This is a genomic window from Phytohabitans kaempferiae, assembly GCF_042433955.1.
GTDB lineage: Bacteria > Actinomycetota > Actinomycetes > Mycobacteriales > Micromonosporaceae > Phytohabitans > Phytohabitans kaempferiae.
Map to the genome: position 1 here is coordinate 1 of NZ_JBHLUH010000039.1, position 18,613 is coordinate 18,613.

14 protein-coding genes and 2 pseudogenes are annotated in these 18,613 nt (G+C 72.7%); 12 read left to right on the forward strand and 4 right to left on the reverse strand.

All coding sequences use genetic code 11. The features are described 5' to 3' along the window. Positions 1 to 192 precede the first annotated feature (192 nt). Complete coding sequence (locus ACFFIA_RS18660; protein WP_377252695.1) at positions 193 to 1,896, forward strand: FG-GAP repeat domain-containing protein; 1,704 nt, start codon at positions 193 to 195, stop codon at positions 1,894 to 1,896. A gap of 219 nt (positions 1,897 to 2,115) precedes the next feature. On the opposite strand, the gene ACFFIA_RS18665 is transcribed toward ACFFIA_RS18660, so the two are convergent. After that, a complete protein-coding gene (locus ACFFIA_RS18665) occupies positions 2,116 to 3,207 on the reverse strand; it encodes a hypothetical protein (protein ID WP_377252697.1) in 1,092 nt (363 codons plus the stop codon). 118 nt (positions 3,208 to 3,325) lie between these two features. Here ACFFIA_RS18665 and ACFFIA_RS18670 point away from each other — a divergent pair, with 118 nt between their 5' ends. Beyond that, positions 3,326 to 3,664, forward strand: coding sequence for an Imm51 family immunity protein (locus ACFFIA_RS18670; protein ID WP_377252699.1), 339 nt, complete (start codon positions 3,326 to 3,328; stop codon positions 3,662 to 3,664). A 280-nt stretch (positions 3,665 to 3,944) separates the two neighbouring features. Then, positions 3,945 to 4,346, forward strand: coding sequence for a hypothetical protein (locus tag ACFFIA_RS18675; RefSeq protein ID WP_377253125.1), 402 nt, complete (start codon positions 3,945 to 3,947; stop codon positions 4,344 to 4,346). A 374-nt stretch (positions 4,347 to 4,720) separates the two neighbouring features. Here the strand turns inward: ACFFIA_RS18675 and ACFFIA_RS18680 are convergent. Continuing rightward, positions 4,721 to 5,803: pseudogene (locus ACFFIA_RS18680) on the reverse strand (SigB/SigF/SigG family RNA polymerase sigma factor); the annotation flags it as partial. Positions 5,804 to 6,063: 260 nt separating this feature from the next. On the opposite strand from ACFFIA_RS18680, the gene ACFFIA_RS18685 reads away from it, so the two are divergent. The 9 genes and pseudogenes from ACFFIA_RS18685 (at position 6,064) to hpnH (ending at position 16,657) form a co-directional block, all read left to right on the forward strand. Further along, entirely contained in the window at positions 6,064 to 7,935 is a 1,872-nt protein-coding gene (locus ACFFIA_RS18685; protein ID WP_377252701.1) for a 1-deoxy-D-xylulose-5-phosphate synthase, read from the forward strand. After that, positions 7,928 to 8,824, forward strand: a complete 897-nt coding sequence (gene hpnC / locus ACFFIA_RS18690) for a squalene synthase HpnC (protein WP_377252703.1) — start codon at positions 7,928 to 7,930, stop codon at positions 8,822 to 8,824. The genes ACFFIA_RS18685 and hpnC overlap by 8 nt, the downstream gene beginning before the upstream one ends. After that, complete coding sequence (gene hpnD / locus ACFFIA_RS18695) at positions 8,821 to 9,762, forward strand: presqualene diphosphate synthase HpnD (protein ID WP_377252705.1); 942 nt, start codon at positions 8,821 to 8,823, stop codon at positions 9,760 to 9,762. Before hpnC ends, hpnD begins: the two co-directional genes overlap by 4 nt. Beyond that, complete coding sequence (hpnE, locus tag ACFFIA_RS18700) at positions 9,759 to 11,108, forward strand: hydroxysqualene dehydroxylase HpnE (protein ID WP_377252707.1); 1,350 nt, start codon at positions 9,759 to 9,761, stop codon at positions 11,106 to 11,108. Before hpnD ends, hpnE begins: the two co-directional genes overlap by 4 nt. After that, entirely contained in the window at positions 11,105 to 12,115 is a 1,011-nt protein-coding gene (locus tag ACFFIA_RS18705; protein ID WP_377252709.1) for a polyprenyl synthetase family protein, read from the forward strand. Before hpnE ends, ACFFIA_RS18705 begins: the two co-directional genes overlap by 4 nt. Continuing rightward, positions 12,115 to 14,085 (forward strand): squalene--hopene cyclase, encoded by a 1,971-nt coding sequence (gene shc, locus ACFFIA_RS18710; RefSeq protein ID WP_377252712.1) that lies wholly within the window; start codon positions 12,115 to 12,117, stop codon positions 14,083 to 14,085. The genes ACFFIA_RS18705 and shc overlap by 1 nt, the downstream gene beginning before the upstream one ends. 71 nt (positions 14,086 to 14,156) lie before the next feature. Continuing rightward, positions 14,157 to 14,591: pseudogene (locus ACFFIA_RS42535) on the forward strand (phosphorylase family protein); the annotation flags it as partial. 108 nt (positions 14,592 to 14,699) lie between these two features. Further along, positions 14,700 to 15,656 (forward strand): 4-hydroxy-3-methylbut-2-enyl diphosphate reductase, encoded by a 957-nt coding sequence (gene ispH / locus ACFFIA_RS42540; protein WP_446686975.1) that lies wholly within the window; start codon positions 14,700 to 14,702, stop codon positions 15,654 to 15,656. Further along, positions 15,653 to 16,657: an adenosyl-hopene transferase HpnH gene (hpnH, locus tag ACFFIA_RS18720; RefSeq protein ID WP_377252716.1), complete on the forward strand. Its 1,005-nt coding sequence runs from the start codon at positions 15,653 to 15,655 to the stop codon at positions 16,655 to 16,657. The genes ispH and hpnH overlap by 4 nt, the downstream gene beginning before the upstream one ends. 10 nt (positions 16,658 to 16,667) lie before the next feature. Here hpnH and ACFFIA_RS18725 read toward each other — a convergent pair whose 3' ends face one another. Beyond that, the gene (locus tag ACFFIA_RS18725) at positions 16,668 to 17,441 is read right to left on the reverse strand and encodes an SDR family NAD(P)-dependent oxidoreductase (RefSeq protein ID WP_377252718.1); all 774 of its coding nucleotides are present in this window, start codon (positions 17,439 to 17,441) and stop codon (positions 16,668 to 16,670) included. After that, a complete protein-coding gene (locus tag ACFFIA_RS18730) occupies positions 17,438 to 18,613 on the reverse strand; it encodes an AI-2E family transporter (RefSeq protein ID WP_377252720.1) in 1,176 nt (391 codons plus the stop codon). Before ACFFIA_RS18730 ends, ACFFIA_RS18725 begins: the two co-directional genes overlap by 4 nt.

Here is an 18,613-nt window from a genome sequence, read left to right on the forward strand (position 1 = left end):
CTCGTCGGTGACCTCACCGGAGACGGCCAAGCCGACATCGCCGGCCAGTTCGCCGATGGTGAGCTGCGGGCCTGGCGTTCCACCGGCACCCTCGCCGAAGACCAGCTCTTGGCCCCCGGCAACGGCGTGCGCATCGGCACCGGTTGGACCACCAGCAACGTCCAGCGCATCCTCTGACCCGGGAGTATCCACATGAGAATCGAACCGCTGCGCGGCCTGGTCGCCGTGGCGCTGGCGGCGGCCGCCAGCCTCGCTGTGGCCGCACCGGCACGCGCCGCCAAACCGATCGATCCGGCCGACGCGCTCACCGGTCCTCCCGTGCCCGCCGAGATGGCCGCGGCCATCGCCTACGCGCGATGCGTGTCGGGCGGGCCGACCAGTGCCGACGACGCCATAGCGGACGAGGTCCGGCCGCACATGAACGGTAACCGGCTCGGCCGCGCTGTCGACGCGTACAACATCTCGTGCGCCCGCGTCATCACCGCGACCGTGCGCGACCGAGGGCTGGCCAAGCGAGCCGCGGTGATCGCCGTGACCACGGCCATCACCGAAAGCACACTGCACAACTACACCGAAGCCGTCGACCACGACAGCCTCGGCCTGTTTCAGCAGCGGCCGTCCCAAGGCTGGGGATCACCCGACGAACTCACCGACCCCGTCTACGCGACCAACGCGTTTCTGAACGCGATGCTGCGCAAGTTTCCCGACGACCGGTGGATGAGCGGCGACATCGGCAGGATCTGCCAGACCGTGCAGGTCTCGGCCGTACCGGACGCGTACGGCCACGAGGTGCACGACGCCGGCCTCATCGTCGACGCCCTGTGGGAGCCGGCACGGCCGGAGGACCCGCAGGCGTCGGTGGTCCGCTTGGGCGACCTCACCGGTGACGCGCGCAGCGATGTCGTGGCTCAGTACGGCAGTGGTGAGCTGCGGGCGTGGCGGTCGACGGGGGATCTGACCCAGGACCAGTTGCTGGCGCCCGGAAGCGGGGTCCGTATCGGCACGGGCTGGAGTGCCGGCAATGTGCAGCGGGTCCTGGTCGGTGACTTCACTGGTGACGGTCGGGCCGATGTCGTCGGCCAGTTCGCCAGTGGTGAGCTGCGGGCGTGGCGTTCGACGGGCACGCTGGCCGAGGATCAGCTTCTGGCGCCGGGCAGTGGGGTGCGGATCGGTACTGGTTGGACGGTCGGCAATGTGCGGCGGATCCTGGTCGGTGACTTCACCGGTGACGGCAAGGATGACATCGTCGGTCAGTTCACCAATGGTGAGTTGCGGGCGTGGCGTTCGACCGGCACCTTGGCCGAGGATCAGCTTCTCGCGCCGGGCAACGGCGTGCGGATCGGCACGGGGTGGACCACCAGCAACGCGCAGCGCATCGTGGTTGGTGACTTCAATGGGGACGGTCGGGATGACATCGCCGGCCAGTTCGCCAGTGGTGAGCTGCGGGCGTGGCGGTCCACGGGCACTCTGAGCGAAGACCAGCTCCTGGCCCCGGGCAGTGGGGTGCGGATCGGTACTGGTTGGACGGTCGGCAACGTGCAGCGGATCCTGGTCGGCGACTTCACCGGTGACGGCAAGGACGACATCGCCGGCCAGTTCGCCAGTGGTGAGCTGCGGGCGTGGCGGTCCACGGGCACTCTGAGCGAAGACCAGCTCCTGGCCCCGGGCAGTGGGGTGCGGATCGGTACTGGTTGGACGGTCGGCAACGTGCGGCGCATCCTGGTCGGCGACCTCACCGGCGACGGCCGGGCCGACATCGCCGGCCAGTTCGCCGATGGTGAGCTGCGGGCGTGGCGGTCCACGGGCACCCTGACCCAGGATCAGCTTCTCGCGCCCGGCAACGGTGTACGCATCGGTACGGGATGGACCACCGGCAACGTCCAACGCATCCTCTGATGCTCTGACAGCTGCGGTCTGGGCCGCGCCGGCAAGGCGGTGCCGGGTTGGCCGGCGCGGGCCGGCGGCGCGGCCTCGGGTCAGCTGGCGCGCTGGCCGTGGGCGTCGAGGTGGTCGAGTACCTCCGCGATGCCCACGGCCACCGTGGCGAGAAACGGCCGTCGCGGCGGCTCCGAACCGATCAGGGCACCTCGATCTGCCCAACTGGCCGTCGATCCGTCAACGCGTGGCGCGCGGTCCGCGCCGTGAGGATCGGCGCTGCCACCAGACCGCGGCGGCCGCGGCGGCCCAGCCGGCCGACACGAGTACGGCCGATGTCGCCAGCGGATACCCCTTCGAGGAGGTCTCGGTCGGCAACATGCCCGGCACGGGCGGGTCAGTCGCGCGCGGCCGCTCGTCGGCCTCTACCGGTGTGGCGGCTCGCGGTTGATCGGCTGCCTGGCCGGAGTCGGCATCCGGCGGCGAGTGGGAAGCCGATGCCGGATCGGCGGTGGGAATCAGGGCCCACGCGACCAATGCCAGGCCCATGCACATCGCCTCGAGGCTGAGCAGGAAGGCGGGATATTCAAGCCACGCCGGTAACCCGCCGGCTGGCCGGTAGGAGGCTACGGGCTCCTCCACACTGCCGCCTGGAGTGAGCACGGTCAGCACCAGGATCTCCGTGACGCACAGCAGGACGATGATGACCAGGGCCGTGGATCGGCCTGCCGGATGATGCCGGTAGCGCTGGAACTGCCGCGCCTCGAAGCCGATCGCGATCAGCAGTAGCGGGATGACAGCGCTCATCTGGGCGAAGTACTCGTCGTTGATCACGCGGGCGCCCGTGGTCGGTTCCGCGCCGAGGCTGTACCAGTACAGCGCCTCGCCGAGATAGGCGAAGAGTGTCCCGGCGACAAGGGGGAGTATGTACCGGAAGGCGCCGGAGTCCTTGACCCTGGGCAGGCGCGGCGGGAGCCAGTGTGCGCCGACCATCGCGGCTCCGATCACCGCCAGCGTCGCGGCGTACGGGACGGCCAGCGCGAACGCGGCACCTACCGAAGGCGGCACAGCCGCGTTGACCACGTCGACCCCGAGGTGGGCGAGCGCCCCGGCGGCGAACCAGATCGGCCGGAACCGCCCACCCCTGCCGTGCCCGAACCAGGCCAGCACGAACGCGGCCAGGAGCAACCCGGCGTCAACCGGAAGCAGTACGGACGCGGGCACCAGCCACTCGTGCCGGGCGAGATAGAAGAACGGCTCCATCAGCTCCTCGCTGAACGCGAGCGGCACGAAGACCAAGGCGATGGAGGCGGTTAGCGGGAGGCTTCTCATCGACTGCGGACGCTACCGCCCGGGCACCGGCACGGTAAGACAGGCGGTCTGCCACTGTCCCGTGCGCCATGCTGAACGGCTGGCTTGACCTTCCCGGCACGAGTGCGATGCTTCGCCCGTGCATCCGCTGAAGCTGGTAGAGACGGCGCCGGGCAAGTACTCGCTGCTGCTCAACGCGGGATCGACTGAAGCCGACGAGGTCATCGAGGAACTCGGTCACGAGCCCAACGGGTACTTCTGGGAGGGGATCGCCCGGCTGGTCGTCCAGGACGAGGCTCCCGCCCTGGCCGGCCGGTTCGGGTACGACCCTGAGGGCGGCATGTTCTGCGCCTACGGCACCGACCGGGCCGCGCTGGAGGAGCTTGGCGCCAGGATGGGCGCGCTGGCCTCCGACCCGGAGCGCACACGCGAGCTGGTCACCGCGGCGGAGGAAGCCGGCTTCGAGTTCGACGACTGAGGCTGGACCGCCGTCGGCACGTCACTCACCGTCGACTATGGATACTGTCACGCCCCGGGCGGTCCGGTAGGCGGCCGGCCCCGACCGGGCTCCTGCCAATCCAGCCGGCGGTCGCCAAGGCGGGGCGGCCGGCCGGTCTCGCGCCGTCGCGGCGGGCCTGGTGCGTCCGGCCGGTTGGCTCTGGCGCCACCGGGTAGGCGGGCGGCAGGACGCGACGGTTTGTCGGATCCGGAGAGCGAAGCGGACGGCAACGCGGCGGAGGGCGTCGGCCGGGGACCGGTTGGCCGGAGACGTCGCGGCTTTGGTCCGGGAGGAGGCCGGCGCCCTGCGCGTCAACCTCCTCGATGTGGCGCGCCTGCCGACGGTCGGACTGCTCCTGCTCGGCGAGGCGAGCGGTCTGGCAGTGGCGAGCGGTCTGGCAGTGGCGAGCGGTCTGGCAGTGGCGAGCGGTCTGGCAGTGGCGAGCGGTCTGGCAGTGGCGGGCGGTCTGGCGGTGGTAGGCGTGGGAGCGGCGCCCGAAGCGGTGCCGCGTGTGGCGGTCGACGCTGCGGGGCTTCGGCGATCGCGGGCCGCGACCGGAGAGCCGCAGCGCCTGGTCGACCGCGTCGGTGGAACCCGGCCGGACACGGTGGCCGGTGCCGGCCGCGCCGCGGACTCCGCGGCCGGCGGCGTCGGGCCATGACCGCCTGCCGTTCGGCCCTCGACCGGAGCGGTGCGGGAAGCCGGAGCGGCGCTGGAGGCCGGAGCGGCGCTGGAGGCCGGAGCGGCGCTGGAGGCCGGAGCGGTGCGGGGAGCCGGAGCGGTGCGGGAAGCCGAAGCGCAAGCGGTGCGGGACGCGGTCGCCGGCGGGGCCGCTTGCGGGCGTGACGGCGTCGGCGACGCCACGTCGGTCATGCCGCCCGCCGCCGGGCCGCCGTCACCGACCGGCGTGGTGGAGGCGGCGCACGGTGCGGCCACCGCCGAGCCCAGCCTGGTCACGGCGGCCCCTTGGCGGATGAGCAGTTCCGTGACGCCGAGGCGGGTCAGCACCTGGTACGCGCTGTCCGGCAGGTTGACGATGGCGAGGCGGGCACGCACGTGTCCGCACGCCCGCAATCCGTCCAGGAGGGCCCGGGCCAGTGCTGGGTCGGGGTCCTCGGCCTGCCGGAGATTGACAACGATCATTCGAGGGTGGCGGTGTACCGCGGTATCGACGAGGTGGTCGCGCAGGGCATCGGCATTGGCGCCGTGGAGCGTGCCTCCGACGGTGATCACGGTCGTGTCGCCCCGGACGTCGCTGGTGACCATCCGAATCCCCGGGTCGGGTCGCCCTCGCTCAGGCATCTGGTCGGGAGGTCCAACCATGATCGACCGGAGTGTGTTGAGCGCCTGTGCGAGCAGCCGGGAGACCTGCATCTGGGAAACGCCGAGCTGCTCGGCGATCACCGCCTGGCGCTGGTTGCCGTAGAAGTACCGGGTGACGATCTCCCGGTCCCGCTGGCACAGCTGTCTGAGCGCGTCCGCGAGTGCGAGGCGGTCGCACACCGCCTCGATTTCCGGGTCGTTGTGGCCGACCAGGTCCTGGCGCTCGCGGTCCTTGTCCGTGGTGAGCGGCCGGTTGAGGGAGTCGACGCTGTAGCCCTGGGAGGCGGCCATGATGCTGCCCACCTCGGCCTCGTCCAGGTGCAGGTGGCGAGCTACCTCCGCGGTGGTCGGAGACCGTCCGACCTGTTGCGCCAGCTCCGTTTGGGCCTTCCTGAACGCGAGGTGACCCTCCTGGAGGCGGCGGGATACGCGGATGTCCCAGCCATGGTCCCGGAAATGGCGTTTGAGCTCCCCGAGGATGGTCGGGCTGGCGTAGCCGGCGAACGGGACCGCCCTGACCGGGTCGAAGCCGTCGATCGCCTTGATGAGGCCGTAGCAGGCGACCTGTACGAGGTCGTCCAGCGGCTCGCCCCGTCCGACGAAGCGGCGGGCCAGCGCGATGGCCAACCAGTGGTGCGTCCGTACGAGCCGTTCCCGTGCCTCCCGCCGCTGGGCCGCCGGGCGCGTGGCGTCCCGAAGCGTGGTGAACATCCACGCGATCTCGGCGTCGGATGGCGCGTCCTGAACAGGTGCCGCGTGGGGTGTCCGGTCAGACGCCACTTGTCGCACGGTCATGGAGATCCCCCGTCTGGTCAAGCGCGGCGTGACGGGCGCCCGTCGCCAGGACGAGCGCCCACCGGTGTCGTGTCGAGCAACGGTTATGACGGCTCGGAGAGGCGAGCTTCCCGGGATCTGCGTTGACTAAACCGATCCGACCTGATTTGGACTGTATTGCGGCTACCGACTAGAAGGCCCCAGTTTCGTTTGTCGGGAGGCCCACGGGGTAGTCCGCGCCGAACGACAGCCAGGCGTCGTCGGCCAGGAAGGCGGATGCGATGAAGAAGAGGCCGCCGGGCACTGCCCGGCAGCGGGAAGGCGCGGACGCGACGCCCCTGCTGGAAGGCATCTCCCAGCCCGGCGATCTGCTCCGACTCTCCCGGGACGACCTTCGGCGCTTGGCCGCCGAGATTCGCGGCTTCCTGGTGCGGGCGGTCTGCCGAGGAGGCGGCCACCTCGGTCCCAACCTCGGCGTGGTCGAGCTGACCATGGCAGTGCATCGCGTCTTCCGCTCGCCACACGACCGCATCATCTTCGACACCGGTCATCAGTCGTACGTCCACAAGATCCTCACCGGCCGCCGCGACTGGTTCGGGTCCCTGCGTCAGTACGGCGGAATGTCCGGGTATCCGAGCCGGGCCGAGTCCGACCACGATCTGGTGGAGAACTCGCACGCCTCCAGTGCGCTGGCCTGGTCCGAGGGCCTCGCACGCGGGTTCGCGCTCGACGGCGACGACCGCGCGGTGGTCGCCGTCGTCGGGGACGGTGCGCTGACCGGCGGCATGGCCTGGGAGGCACTCAACAACCTGGCCAGATCCCCCGCGGACCTGGTCGTGGTGCTCAACGACAACGGCCGGTCCTACGCCCCGACGGTCGGTGGCCTCGCCGCGCACCTGGCGGCGCTGCGCACGACCGACGGCGGTCGCCCCAATGTCTTCACCAACCTGGGCCTGGCGTATCTCGGGCCGGTGGACGGTCACGACCTGGAGGCGGTCGAGCGGGCACTGCACCACGCCCGTGCCCTGCGCCGGACCGTCGTCGTGCACTGCGTGACCGGCAAAGGCCAGGGGTTCGGACCGGCCGAGACCGACGAGGCAGACCACCTCCACACCGTCGGCGTGGTCGACCCGGAGACCGGGCGACCCGCACAGCCACCGGATCCCACATGGACCGACGTCTTCGCCGACGAGATGCTGGCCGCCGGCGAGCTGGACCCCGACCTCGTCGCGGTGTCCGCGGCGATGGTCGGACCCACTGGACTCGGCGCGTTCGCCCGCCGCTTCCCGCACCGGGTGGTCGACGTCGGTATCGCCGAGCAACAGGCGACGACCTCGGCCGCCGGCTTGGCGGCCGCCGGGAAGCATCCGGTGGTGGCGATCTACGCGACGTTCCTCAACCGCGCCTTCGACCAGGTGCTGATGGACGTCGCACTGCACGAATCGCCGGTCACCTTCGTCCTGGACCGGGCCGGCATCACCGGTCCGGACGGGCCGAGTCACCACGGCGTGTGGGATCTGGCCGTCCTGGGCACCGTGCCGGGGCTGCGCATCGCCGCGCCACGGGATCAGGCGACCCTTCGCGAGGAACTGCGGGACGCGATCGCGGATCGGCGGGGTCCGAACGCGTTGCGATTTCCGAAGGCCCGGGTCGGATCCCCGGTGCCCGCCCTGCACCGCCTCTCCGGCGTGGACATCCTGCGGGCACCAGCGGGCGCCAAGGTCCTCATCGTGTCCGTCGGAGTGCTCGCGACGGCCGCACTCGAAGCCGCCACTCTGCTGTCGGCGGCGGGGATCGAATGCACCGTCCTGGACCCCCGGTGGGTACGGCCGGTGAACCCCGTGCTCGGGCAACTCGCGGCCGGGCACTCACTCGTGGTCACTATCGAGGACGGCGTCCGGGATGGCGGCGTGGGCAGCGCCGTCGCCCGGCTGCTGACGGACCTGGCCGTGCCGACGCCGGTACGGGTGCTGGGCCTGCCGACCGCGTTCCTGCCGCACGGGGGTCGGCAGGAACTGCTCGCCGAGTACGGCCTGGACGCCGCGGGCGTCGCCGAGGCGGTGCAGGCGGCCCTGGCCGGCGCGAGGCAGAGCCGGCGACTGAGCCACCTGCCCCACACGCCCCAGGTGCCCCAGGCGGTGAACCATGCCTGACACGTCCCCACCGGCTTTCGCGGCCGCCCGGCCGGTGCTGCCGTGGCGGGACCCCGAGGAGGTCCGGGAGCGGGAGAACTTCCCGGTCGCGCTGCGGCTGCTTCCCGGCTCGGTCCGGCGCCATCTGCTCGCGCTGTACGCGTACGCGCGATACGTCGACGACCTCGGCGACGAGCCGGTCGCCGCTGCCGGGCCCACCGCAGTACGGCAGCGGCTGGCCGCCCTCGACGAGGTCGAGGCGGCCCTGGTCGAGCTGTACGCCGGACGGCCGGTACACCATCCCGTCGTCCGTGCCCTCGCTCCCACCGTCACCGCCTGTGGGCTGCCACAGGACGCGCTGCGGCGGCTGATCGAGGCGAACCGGATCGACCAGACGACCACTCACTACGCGACCTACGACGACCTCACGCGGTACTGCGTCATGTCCGCCAACCCGGTGGGCGAGTTGGTCCTGAACGTGTTCGGCCTGGCGACCCCGGAGCGGGTGGCCCTGTCGGACCGGATCTGCACCGCGTTGCAGGTGATCGAGCACCTGCAGGACGTGGTGGAGGACCACCGGCGCGGCCGCGTCTACCTCTCCCGGGAGGACATGGCACGCTTCGCTGTCACGGCCGAGGATCTGGGCCGGCCGGCCGCCACTCCCGCCGTCCGCGCTCTGGTCCGTTTCACCGCCGGCCGGGCGCGCGACGAGTTGGAGGCCGGGGCACCGCTGGTGTCCACGCTGTCCGGTTGGGCCCGCCTCGCCGTCGGTGGTTACCTCGCCGGTGGCCGAGCCGCCCTGGTCGCTTTCGCCCGGGCCGGCTACGACCCGCTGACCGGACCGGTCAAGGCCGGCCGGTGGCTGGTCGCGACGAGGTGGCCGGCGGCGCTCGCGGGGCGGCGCCGATGAGCACGGCGGAAGCGCTGGACGCCGCCTACCGGGCATGCGAGGAGATCACCCGTCGCGAGGCCCGCAACTTCTCGTACGGGATCCGCCTGCTGCCACCGGAGAAGCGGCGTGCGCTCGCCGCGGTGTACGCGATGGCCCGCCGCATCGACGACGTGGGCGACGGCTCCCTGCCGACCGAGCGGCGGCAGGCCGAGCTGGAGCACATCCGCACCGCCCTGCACCGGTTGCCCGCCGACGACGGCGGTGACCCGGTCCTGGCCGCGCTCGGTGACGCGGCCACCAGGTTGCCGATCCCGATGGCCGCCTTCGACGAGCTGATCGACGGCTGCCTGGCCGATGTGGCTGGCCTGCGGTACCGCTCGCCCGAAGCGTTGGTCTGGTACTGCCGTTGCGTAGCCGGGTCGATCGGCCGGCTCTCGCTGGGCGTGTTCGGCGTCAGCGACCCGGGGGCCAGCGGCCTGGCCGACGCGCTCGGCGTCGGCCTACAGCTCACCAACATCCTGCGGGACCTCGTGGAGGACCGGGTCACGGGCCGTGTCTACCTCCCGGCGGAGGACCTCGAACGGTTCGGCTGCGGTTTTCACCTGGCCGGTCACCGCCTCACCGACCCGCCCGAGCGGCTGGCCGCGCTGGTCCGGTTCGAAGCGGCCTGGGCCGAACGCTGGTACGCCGAGGGCCTGCGCCTGCTGCCCCTGCTCGACCGGCGCAGCGCCGCCTGCACGGCCGCCATGGCCGGCATCTATCACCGGCTCCTGGCCCGCATCGCGGCTGACCCCCTGGCGGTCACGCGCGGCCGGATGTCGCTTCCCGCGCCGCAGAAGGCATGGGTGGCGGTCCGGGCCCTGTCCGGGTGGGACCGCGCCGGCGAGGGAACGGCCCGGCGCGACGAGCGGGGAGAAGCCCTTCGAAAGCCCGTGGCGAAACGAGGAATGCCGTGAGCGACCCACGGGTCTGCGTGGTGGGCGGCGGCCTCGCTGGGATATCCGCCGCTCTGTCGCTGGCCGACCTACGCATACCCGTGACCCTGCTGGAGGCGCGACCGGAGCTGGGCGGAGCCACCTACTCCTTCCGGCGGCGGGGGCGGTGGGTCGATACCGGCCAGCACGTGTTTCTGCGGTGCTACCACGAGTACCGCAGATTGCTGGATCGGTTGGGCACCACGGGCGGCACGGTGCTCCAGGAGAGGTTCAGCGTGCCGGTGCTGTCGGCTGGCCGGGCACCGCACCTGCTCACTCGCGGCCGGCTGCCGGCGCCGGCGCACCTGCTGACCACGCTGGCCCGCTACCGGCTGATGTCCCGGGGGCAGCGACTGGCCGCCATCCGGGCCGCGGCGGACCTCCTGCGGGTCGACCCGGACGATCCGGCGAGCGACGGCAGCAGCTTCGGCGACTGGCTCACTCTGCACGGTCAGCGTGAGCGGGCCGTTCGCCGGCTGTGGGATCTGTTCACGGTCGCCGCGTTGAACACCCCGGCGGAGCGCGCCTCGCTCGCACTGGCCGCCCGCGTCTTCCGGACCGGGCTGCTGGAGCAGGCCGACGCGGGTGACATCGGCCGGCCGGTCGTGCCGCTCACCGAGTTGCACGCCGTGCCGGCTCGGCGCGTGCTGGCCCGTTGCGGCGTCAGGGTTCAGTGCCGTTCCCGCGTTTCGTCGGTCCGGAGGGACGGGGTCGGGTTCCGGCTGAGGGTCGACGGCGACGAGCTGGCGGCCGACGCGGTGATCCTCGCTGTCCCGCACCGGGCGGCGGCCGGGCTGGTGCCGCCGGCGGCCGCGCCAGCCGCGTCCCGATGGCGCCAGCTGGGCAGCGCACCGATCGTCAATGTGCATCTGCGGTACGCCGCCGCGGTGACCGGGCTGCCGTTCGCCGCGGCCGTCGAGTCGCCCGCGCAGTGGATCTTCGACCGTTCGGTGCCGGGTGACGACGGGCAGTACCTTGTCGTCTCGCTGTCGGCGGCCGAGGACATCCTGCGCCGGCCGGCCGCCGACCTGATCGCCGCGCAGCGGGCCGCGCTGGCCGACCTGTTCGCGGCGGCTCGGCACACCCCGGTGCGAGACGCCTTCGTGACCCGTGAGCCGCATGCGACGTTCCGGCAAGGACCCGGCAGCCGCGCGTACCGGCCACCGGCGGCCACCAACCTGCCCGGCCTCGCACTGGCTGGCGCATGGACCGACACCGGCTGGCCGGACACGATGGAAGGCGCGGTGCGCAGTGGCCGGGAGGCCGCCGGAGTCATCGCCCGCCAGCTCGTGTTCCGGCCCAGACACGAGGAGGCGGCACAGCGATGACCCTCGCACCCACCGAACGCACCGACTCGGTCCGATACCTTGTGGAACCGGCCATACGCCGGGCGCTGGACCGGCTCCATCCGAACAGCCGGCTCGTAGCCGGATACCAGTTGGGCCTGTGGGACACCGACGGGTCCCCGGCCGACGCCTGCGGCAAGTGGTTGCGGCCGGCGTTGGCCCTTCTCTCGGCGCGCGCCGCTGGCGGCGACCCCGAACGCGGGGTGCCGGCCGCCGCGGCGGTCGAGCTGGCGCATACTTTCTCCCTCCTTCACGACGACGTCATGGACGGCGACACCGAACGCCGGCATCGGCCCACGGCTTGGACGGCGTTCGGGGTGGGCCCCGCGATACTGGCCGGGGACGCGCTGCTCGGCCTGGCTGTGGAGCTTCTTGCCGAGGCCCCCGCCGACGGTGCGGCGGCCGCGCACCGACTCAGCGTCGACGTCGGCCGGCTGGTCGCGGGCCAGGCGGCCGACCTGGAGTTCGAACGGCGCGACGACGTCACCCTGGACGAGTGCCTGGCGATGGCCTCGGACAAGACCGGCGCGCTGTTCGCCTGCGCGGCGACACTCGGCGCCATGCTCTGCGACGGCCCGCCGGCTCTGCTCGCCGCCCTCTCCCGCTTCGGCGGCCAGCTCGGGCTCGCCTTCCAACTGGTCGACGACCTGCTCGGCATCTGGGGCGACTCCCGGCGTACCGGCAAGGCGACCGGCGCCGACCTGCGAATACGCAAGCGCAGCACGCCTGTGGTCTGGGCCATCACGGCCGGCGGGCCGGCCGGCCGCGCGCTCGCCGACCTGTACCGCCTCCCGCGCACGCTGAACGAGGAGGAGGTCGACCGGGCCGCCCAGCTGGTCGAGGCGGCGGGGGCCCGGGAGTGGGCCGTCCAACGCGCGGAGCAGGAGATCGACCAGGCGCTCGCCCAGCTCGAAGAGGTGCCGATGCCCGCCGACGCGCGGCAGGAACTGAGCGACCTGGCCGTGTTCGCGGTACGGCGGGACCGCTGATGACCGGGATGCTGTCCCAGCCGCCGAAGAGCGCGCCCCACGCGGAGGAGACCAGCGTGCGGGCGACCAGGACGACGCTGGGGGCGGCGGCGGACGCGGCCCGCGTGGCGCTGCGCCGCGGGCGCGAGCACCTTCTCTCGCTTCAGCACGCCGACGGCTGGTGGAAGGGGGAACTGGCAACCAACGTCACGATGGACGCCGAGGACGTCATGCTGCGCCACTTCCTCGGCATCCGTACCCGGGAACAGACCGAGGAGACGGCTCGATGGATCCGCTCGCAGCAGCGCGACGACGGCGCCTGGCCGACCTTTCACGGCGGAGCCGGGGACGTCTCGACCACCATCGAGGCGTACGTGGCGCTGCGGCTGGCCGGGGACGAGCCGGCCGCGCCGCACATGCGGGCCGCCGCCCGCTTCGTCACCGCGGCCGGGGGAGTGGAGGCCAGCCGGGTCTTCACCCGCATCTGGCTCGCGCTGTTCGGGCAATGGCCGTGGGAACGGCTGCCCGCGATCCCACCGGAACTGGTGCTTCTGCCCCCCTGGATGCCGTTCAACGTGTACGACTTCGCCTGCTGGGCCCGGCAGACGATCGTGCCACTGTCGGTGGTGTACGCCCTGCGGCCGGTGCGTGACCTCGGTTTCACGATCGACGAGCTGCGCACCGGGACGCCCCCGCCCGCGCGGCCCCGCCTGGCCAGCCGCGCCGGGCTCCTGCACCGCCTGGACCGGCTGGCCGCCGGCTACGAACGGGTTCGGCTCAGGTCGGTGCGAAGCCACGCGCTGCGCCGGGCGGCTGAGTGGATCATCGCGCGGCAGGAGGCCGACGGCTCCTGGGGCGGCATCCAGCCACCATGGGTGTACTCGCTGATGGCGTTGCATCTGCTCGGATACCCCCTGGACCATCCGGTGCTGCGCGCCGGTCTGGGAGGACTGGACCGGTTCACGGTCCGGGAGAGCACGCCCAGCGGGCCGGTACGCCGGATCGAGGCATGTCAGTCCCCGGTCTGGGACACGGCGCTCGCGGTCACGGCGCTGGCCGACGCGGGGCTGCCCGCCGACCATCCGGCACTGGTGCGGGCCGGCGGCTGGCTGTTGGGGCAGGAGATCCGGGTCTGCGGCGACTGGGCGGTGCGACGCCGTGACGCGCCGGCCGGCGGGTGGGCGTTCGAGTTCGACAACGACCAGTACCCGGACACCGACGACACCGCGGAGGTGATGCTCGCCCTGCGCCGCGCGGCGGTGCCGGCCGGCCCCGCGACGCGCCGGGCGGTCGACTGGCTGTCGGCGATGCAGAGCCGGGATGGCGGCTGGGCCGCCTTCGACATCGACAACACCCGGGCGGTCGTCGCCGATCTGCCGTTCTGCGACTTCGGTGAGGTCACCGACCCGCCGAGCGCCGACGTCACGGCCCACGTCGTCGAGGCCCTGTGCGCGGAAGGGCTGGCCGGCTCGCGGGCCGTCCAGCGCGGCGTGGCCTGGCTCCTGCGTGCCCAGGAACCGGACGGGTCATGGTTCGGCAGGTGGGGGACCAACCACGTGTACGGCACCGCCGCGGTGCTGCCGGCTCTGGTCGCGGCCGGCATGGATCCCCAGCATCCGGCCCTGGTACGCGGGGTTCACTGGTTGCTGGCGCACCAGAACGCCGACGGCGGCTGGGGCGAGGACCCGCGCTCGTACCGGGATCCGGCCTGGATCGGTCGCGGCGCCTCCACCGCCTCCCAAACCGCGTGGGCGCTGCTGGCCCTGCACGCCTGCGGGCGCCATCAAGGGCCGGCGGCGCTCCGGGCGGCGAGATGGCTGGCGGATACCCAGCTCCCGGACGGCGGCTGGGACGAGCCGCAGCACACCGGCACTGGGTTTCCCGGCGACTTCTCCATCAACTACGGCCTGTACCGGCTGGTGTTTCCGGTCAGCGCGCTCGGCCGGATCCTGGCCGGCGACGCCGGCGAACCTGGCGGGGGGACATCATGAACTCAGCCGACACGGACCGGGCGGTCAGCCTGCTGGACGCGGCGCCGTGGACGGTGTGCGCCCCGATGCGGATGGAGGCGGCCGCCCTCGCCCGCGGCCTGCCCCGTCCGCTCACGGCCGGCACGGTCCACCGCACCGGCGTGGGGCCGGAGCGGGCACGCCGGGCCGCCCGCGACGGCGCGCTCGCCCCTGACCGGCCGCTGGCCGTCGCCGGCGTGGCCGGTGGTCTCGCCGCCCATCTGCGCCCCGGTGACGTGGTGGTCGCCGACCGGGTCATGACCGATCCGCGGATCGGGGGTGCCGGCCCACCGGTACGGCACCTGCCGGCCGCACCGTTGATCGCCAACGCCCTGCGGCGGCAGGGCCTGACCGTCCACGTCGGCCCGGTTGTCAGCACCAACCGGCTCGCCGACGGGCTCGGGCGCCACCGCCTGGCCGCCGCCGGTGCCCTGGCGGTGGACCTCGAGTCCGCCTGGCTGCTGGCCGGTGCGGCCGAAGCTCCCCGGGCCTGCGTCCGCGTGATCGCCGATCCCGCCGACGGCAGGCTGCTGCGGCCGAGAACCGTCACACAGCTACGGTCCGCGCTGCGCGTCCTGGCAGCGGTCGGCGCCGGACTGGCCGAATGGGCCGCCGCGACCACCGTACGGCAGGTGACGCTGGCCGCGCCCCGCTCCTTCTGCGCCGGCGTGGAACGGGCCATCGCCACGGTGGAGCGGGCGCTGGACCGGCATGGGCCGCCGGTGTACGTACGCAAGCAGATCGTGCACAACGCGCACGTCGTAGCGGACCTGCGTGAGCGGGGCGCGGTCTTCGTCGACCAGATCGAGGAGGTACCCACCGGCGCCGTCACGGTGTTCTCGGCACACGGTGTCGCCCCCGCGATCCGGGACCAGGCCGCCGGCAGAGGGCTGCGGGTCGTCGACGCCACCTGCCCGTTGGTGACGAAGGTGCACGCCGAGGCCAGGCGGTTCGTCGCCCGCGGTGACACCGTCCTGCTCATCGGGCACCACGGGCACGAGGAGACCGAGGGGACGCTGGGGGAGGCGCCGGAGCGCATGGTGCTGGTGCCCGATCGGGCGGCCGCGGAGACGGTGCCGGTGACCGACCCGGCCCGCGTGTCGTACCTGGTGCAGACCACTCTGGCCGCCGACGAGGTGGCCGGTGTCGTGGAGGTGTTGCGCCGGCGGTTCCCCGCCCTGGCCGGACCCGCGTCGGACGACATCTGCTACGCCACCACCAACCGCCAGCAGGCGGTCGCCGCCGTCGCCGTCGCGGTACCGGTGGTCCTGGTGCTCGGCTCCGCCAACTCGTCGAACTCGCACCGGCTGGTGGAGGTGGCCCGGGCGGCCGGCGCGCGAGCCTACCTCGTCGACGACGTCTCCAGCGTCGACCCGGCCTGGTTGGCCGGCGCGGAGGCCGTCGGCGTCACCGCTGGCGCGTCGGCGCCCCCGCGGTTGGTCGACGAGGTGGTGGCCGCGCTGCGGGCCCTCGGCGCCCGAGAGGTGGTCGAGCACCGCACCACCGTGGAAGACGTCCACTTCACGCTCCCCAAGGAGGCGCGGTCGTCATGAGTATGCCGGTCCGGCAGAGCCTGCGCATCGGCCGCTATCTGCTCAGCCAGAAGCTGCGCCGCCGGCGCAAGTACCCGCTGTTGCTCGAACTCGAGCCGCTGTTCGCCTGCAACCTCAAATGCGCGGGCTGCGGGAAGATCCAGCAGCCGGCGGAGCTGCTCAAGCAGCGGATGCCCGTCGAGCAGGCACTGGCCGCGGTCGAGGAGTGCGGCACGCCGATGGTGTCGATCGCCGGTGGCGAGCCACTCATGCACCCGGAGATCGACAAGCTGGTCGCGGAACTCGTCCGGCGTCGGATATACGTCTTCCTGTGCACCAACGCGGTGTTGCTGCCGCGGAAGATCGACAGGTTCCGGCCATCGCCGTACCTCGCCTTCACCGTCCACATCGATGGGTTGCGGGAACGGCACGACGCCTCGGTCTGCAAGGACGGAGTGTTCGAGCAGGCGGTCGCGGCGGTGCGGGACGCGCAGCGGCGGGGCTTCCGGGTCACCACGAACACCACGTTCTTCAACACGGACACCCCGAAAACCGTCATCGAGGTACTCGACTACCTCAACGACGACCTTCGCGTCGACGAGATGATGATCTCTCCGGCGTACGCCTACGGGAAGGCGCCGGACCAGGAGCACTTTCTCGGTGTCGGCCAGACCCGGGACCTGTTCCGTACCGCGTTCTCCGACGGTCGGCGAGGCCGGTGGCGGCTCAACCACTCGCCGCTGTTCCTGGACTTCCTGGAGGGCAGGGTGGACTTTCCGTGTACCGCCTGGGCCATCCCGTCCTACTCCCTGCTCGGCTGGCAGCGGCCGTGCTACCTCATGGGCGACGGCTATGCCAGCAGCTACCGGGAGCTGGTGGAGGAGACCGACTGGGAGCGGTACGGCCGCGGCCGCGACCCGCGGTGCGAGAACTGCATGGCGCACTGCGGATACGAGCCAACCGCCGTGCTGGCCACGATGTCCTCGCTGCGCCAGTCGCTGCGCGCACTGCGCGCCAGCTGAACGGGTTGTACTACGGTCCGCCGAACCGGCCGGCGAGCCGGCGGTACAGGGCCGGCACCAGAGCGCGCACCGCGACGGGCAGGCGCAGCCACCCCGGCACGTAGACCTCCGGGCGTTCACCCGCCAGTGCCGAGGTCAGCGCCCGGGCGACACGGTCGGCCGGCACGGGCCGCGGACGCCGCCGCTGGTAAGGCCGGCCGCGCCGGGCGAAGAACGGGGTGTCGACCACACCGGGCACCACCACGCTGACCCTGACCCCGGCGCCCGTCAACTCCAGTCGCAGGCTTTCGGCGAAGGTGTCGAGGCCCGCCTTCGTGGCCGCGTACACCGCCTCCTCGGCCACGCCGAGCCGGCCGGCGATCGAGGTGACGTACACCAGGTGCCCGCCGTGCGCGAGCATGCCGGGCAGCAGCACGCGGGTCGCCTCGATCGGCGCCCGCAGGTTCACCTGGACCAGTGCGTCGACGCGCGCGTCGGGCATGGCGGAGAACTCGCCCGCCCAGCCCACGCCGGCGGCGCAGACCAGCGCGTCCACGCGCCCCCACCGGTCGAGGACGCGCTCGGCCAGTTGCCGGCCGGCGCCCGGCGCGGCGAGGTCGGCGGCGAACACACCGGCGCAGGTATCGGCCAGTTCCGCCAACCGGTCGGTGTCGCGGCCGGAAGCCACGACGCGAGCATCGGCCGCGACCAGCCGGGGCACCAACGCGCGCCCGATGCCCGAGGTGGCACCGGTGACCAGCACGACCGCGCCGGCGAGCCGAGTGCCCTCGGTCGGCCCGGTCACGGCGGCTTCCTGCGGTCGCGTCTGCGGTACCAGCGCCGCCCGTAGCCGCCCGGCTCCCGCCCCACCGCGGGACCCTCCCGCGACGGGGTCTCGGGCTCCTGGTCCGGCCACCGGCCGCCGTCGGCGACGTCCACGCCGAAGCGGTATCCGAGAGTCGCGTGGTAGGCCACCGCGCAGACCGGTACGGCCAGCAGCGCCCCGGCGATCCCGCCGATGAGGGTGCCGGCGCCGACGGCGACCAGTGTCACCACGGGGTGCAGCCGGACCGCGTGGCGCATGACGATCGGTTGCAGCAGGTGCGCTTCGGCCTGCTGTACGGCGATCACGGCGGCCAGCACCAGCAGCGCGTCGCGCGGACCGTTGGTGACAAGGGTGACGACGGTGGCTACGACGCCGGCGACGGTCGCCCCGACGATCGGGACGAAGGCGGCCACGAAGGTCAACAGTGCCAGGGACAGGGCCAGTGGGACCCGCAACGCGAACAGCGCCGTACCGATGCCGATCGCGTCCACCGCGGCGACCGCCGCGACGCCGTGTGTGTAGGCGGAGAGGCTGTGCCAGCCGGCCCGGCCCGCGCGGTCGACCCGGCTCGTCCACGACGGTGGTAGGCGGCGCACGAGCCACCGCCACAGATCCGGTCCGTCCCGGAGGAAGAAGAACAGCAGGATGACGGAGAGCAGGGTGGCGCCGAACACCTCCGCCACCGTTGCCGCGCCCCTGATCGGGGTCGGCACGGCGGAGCGCAGCGACCGCAAGGCTTCGCTGCCGAGCCGGTCGAGCTGCTGTTCGTTCAGGCCCGGCAGATGGGCCAGCAACTGGCGGAGCCGGCTCGTCCCCTGGACCACCTCCGCCCGTAGGTCGCCGAGCTGGGCGAACGCCCGCCACCCGATGAGGTAGAGCGCCCCGCCGAGGAGGGCGAGAAGCCCGAGCACCCCGGCCAGCGCGGCCAGGGCCTTGGGCACGCCAAACCGCTTGAGGCGTTCGGTCACCGGGCTGATCAGCGCCGTGAGGAGCAGGGCGACCAGCACCGCCAGCGTGACCGGGGCGACCAGCGCCAGCAGGCGCACGAGGAGGTATCCACCGGCCGCGAGCACCAGCAGGCAGGCCGTCGTCGCCGCGGCCCGCACCAGGCCCGGCCCCAGACCAAAGAGCCTGCCCGGTGTGAGATCCAT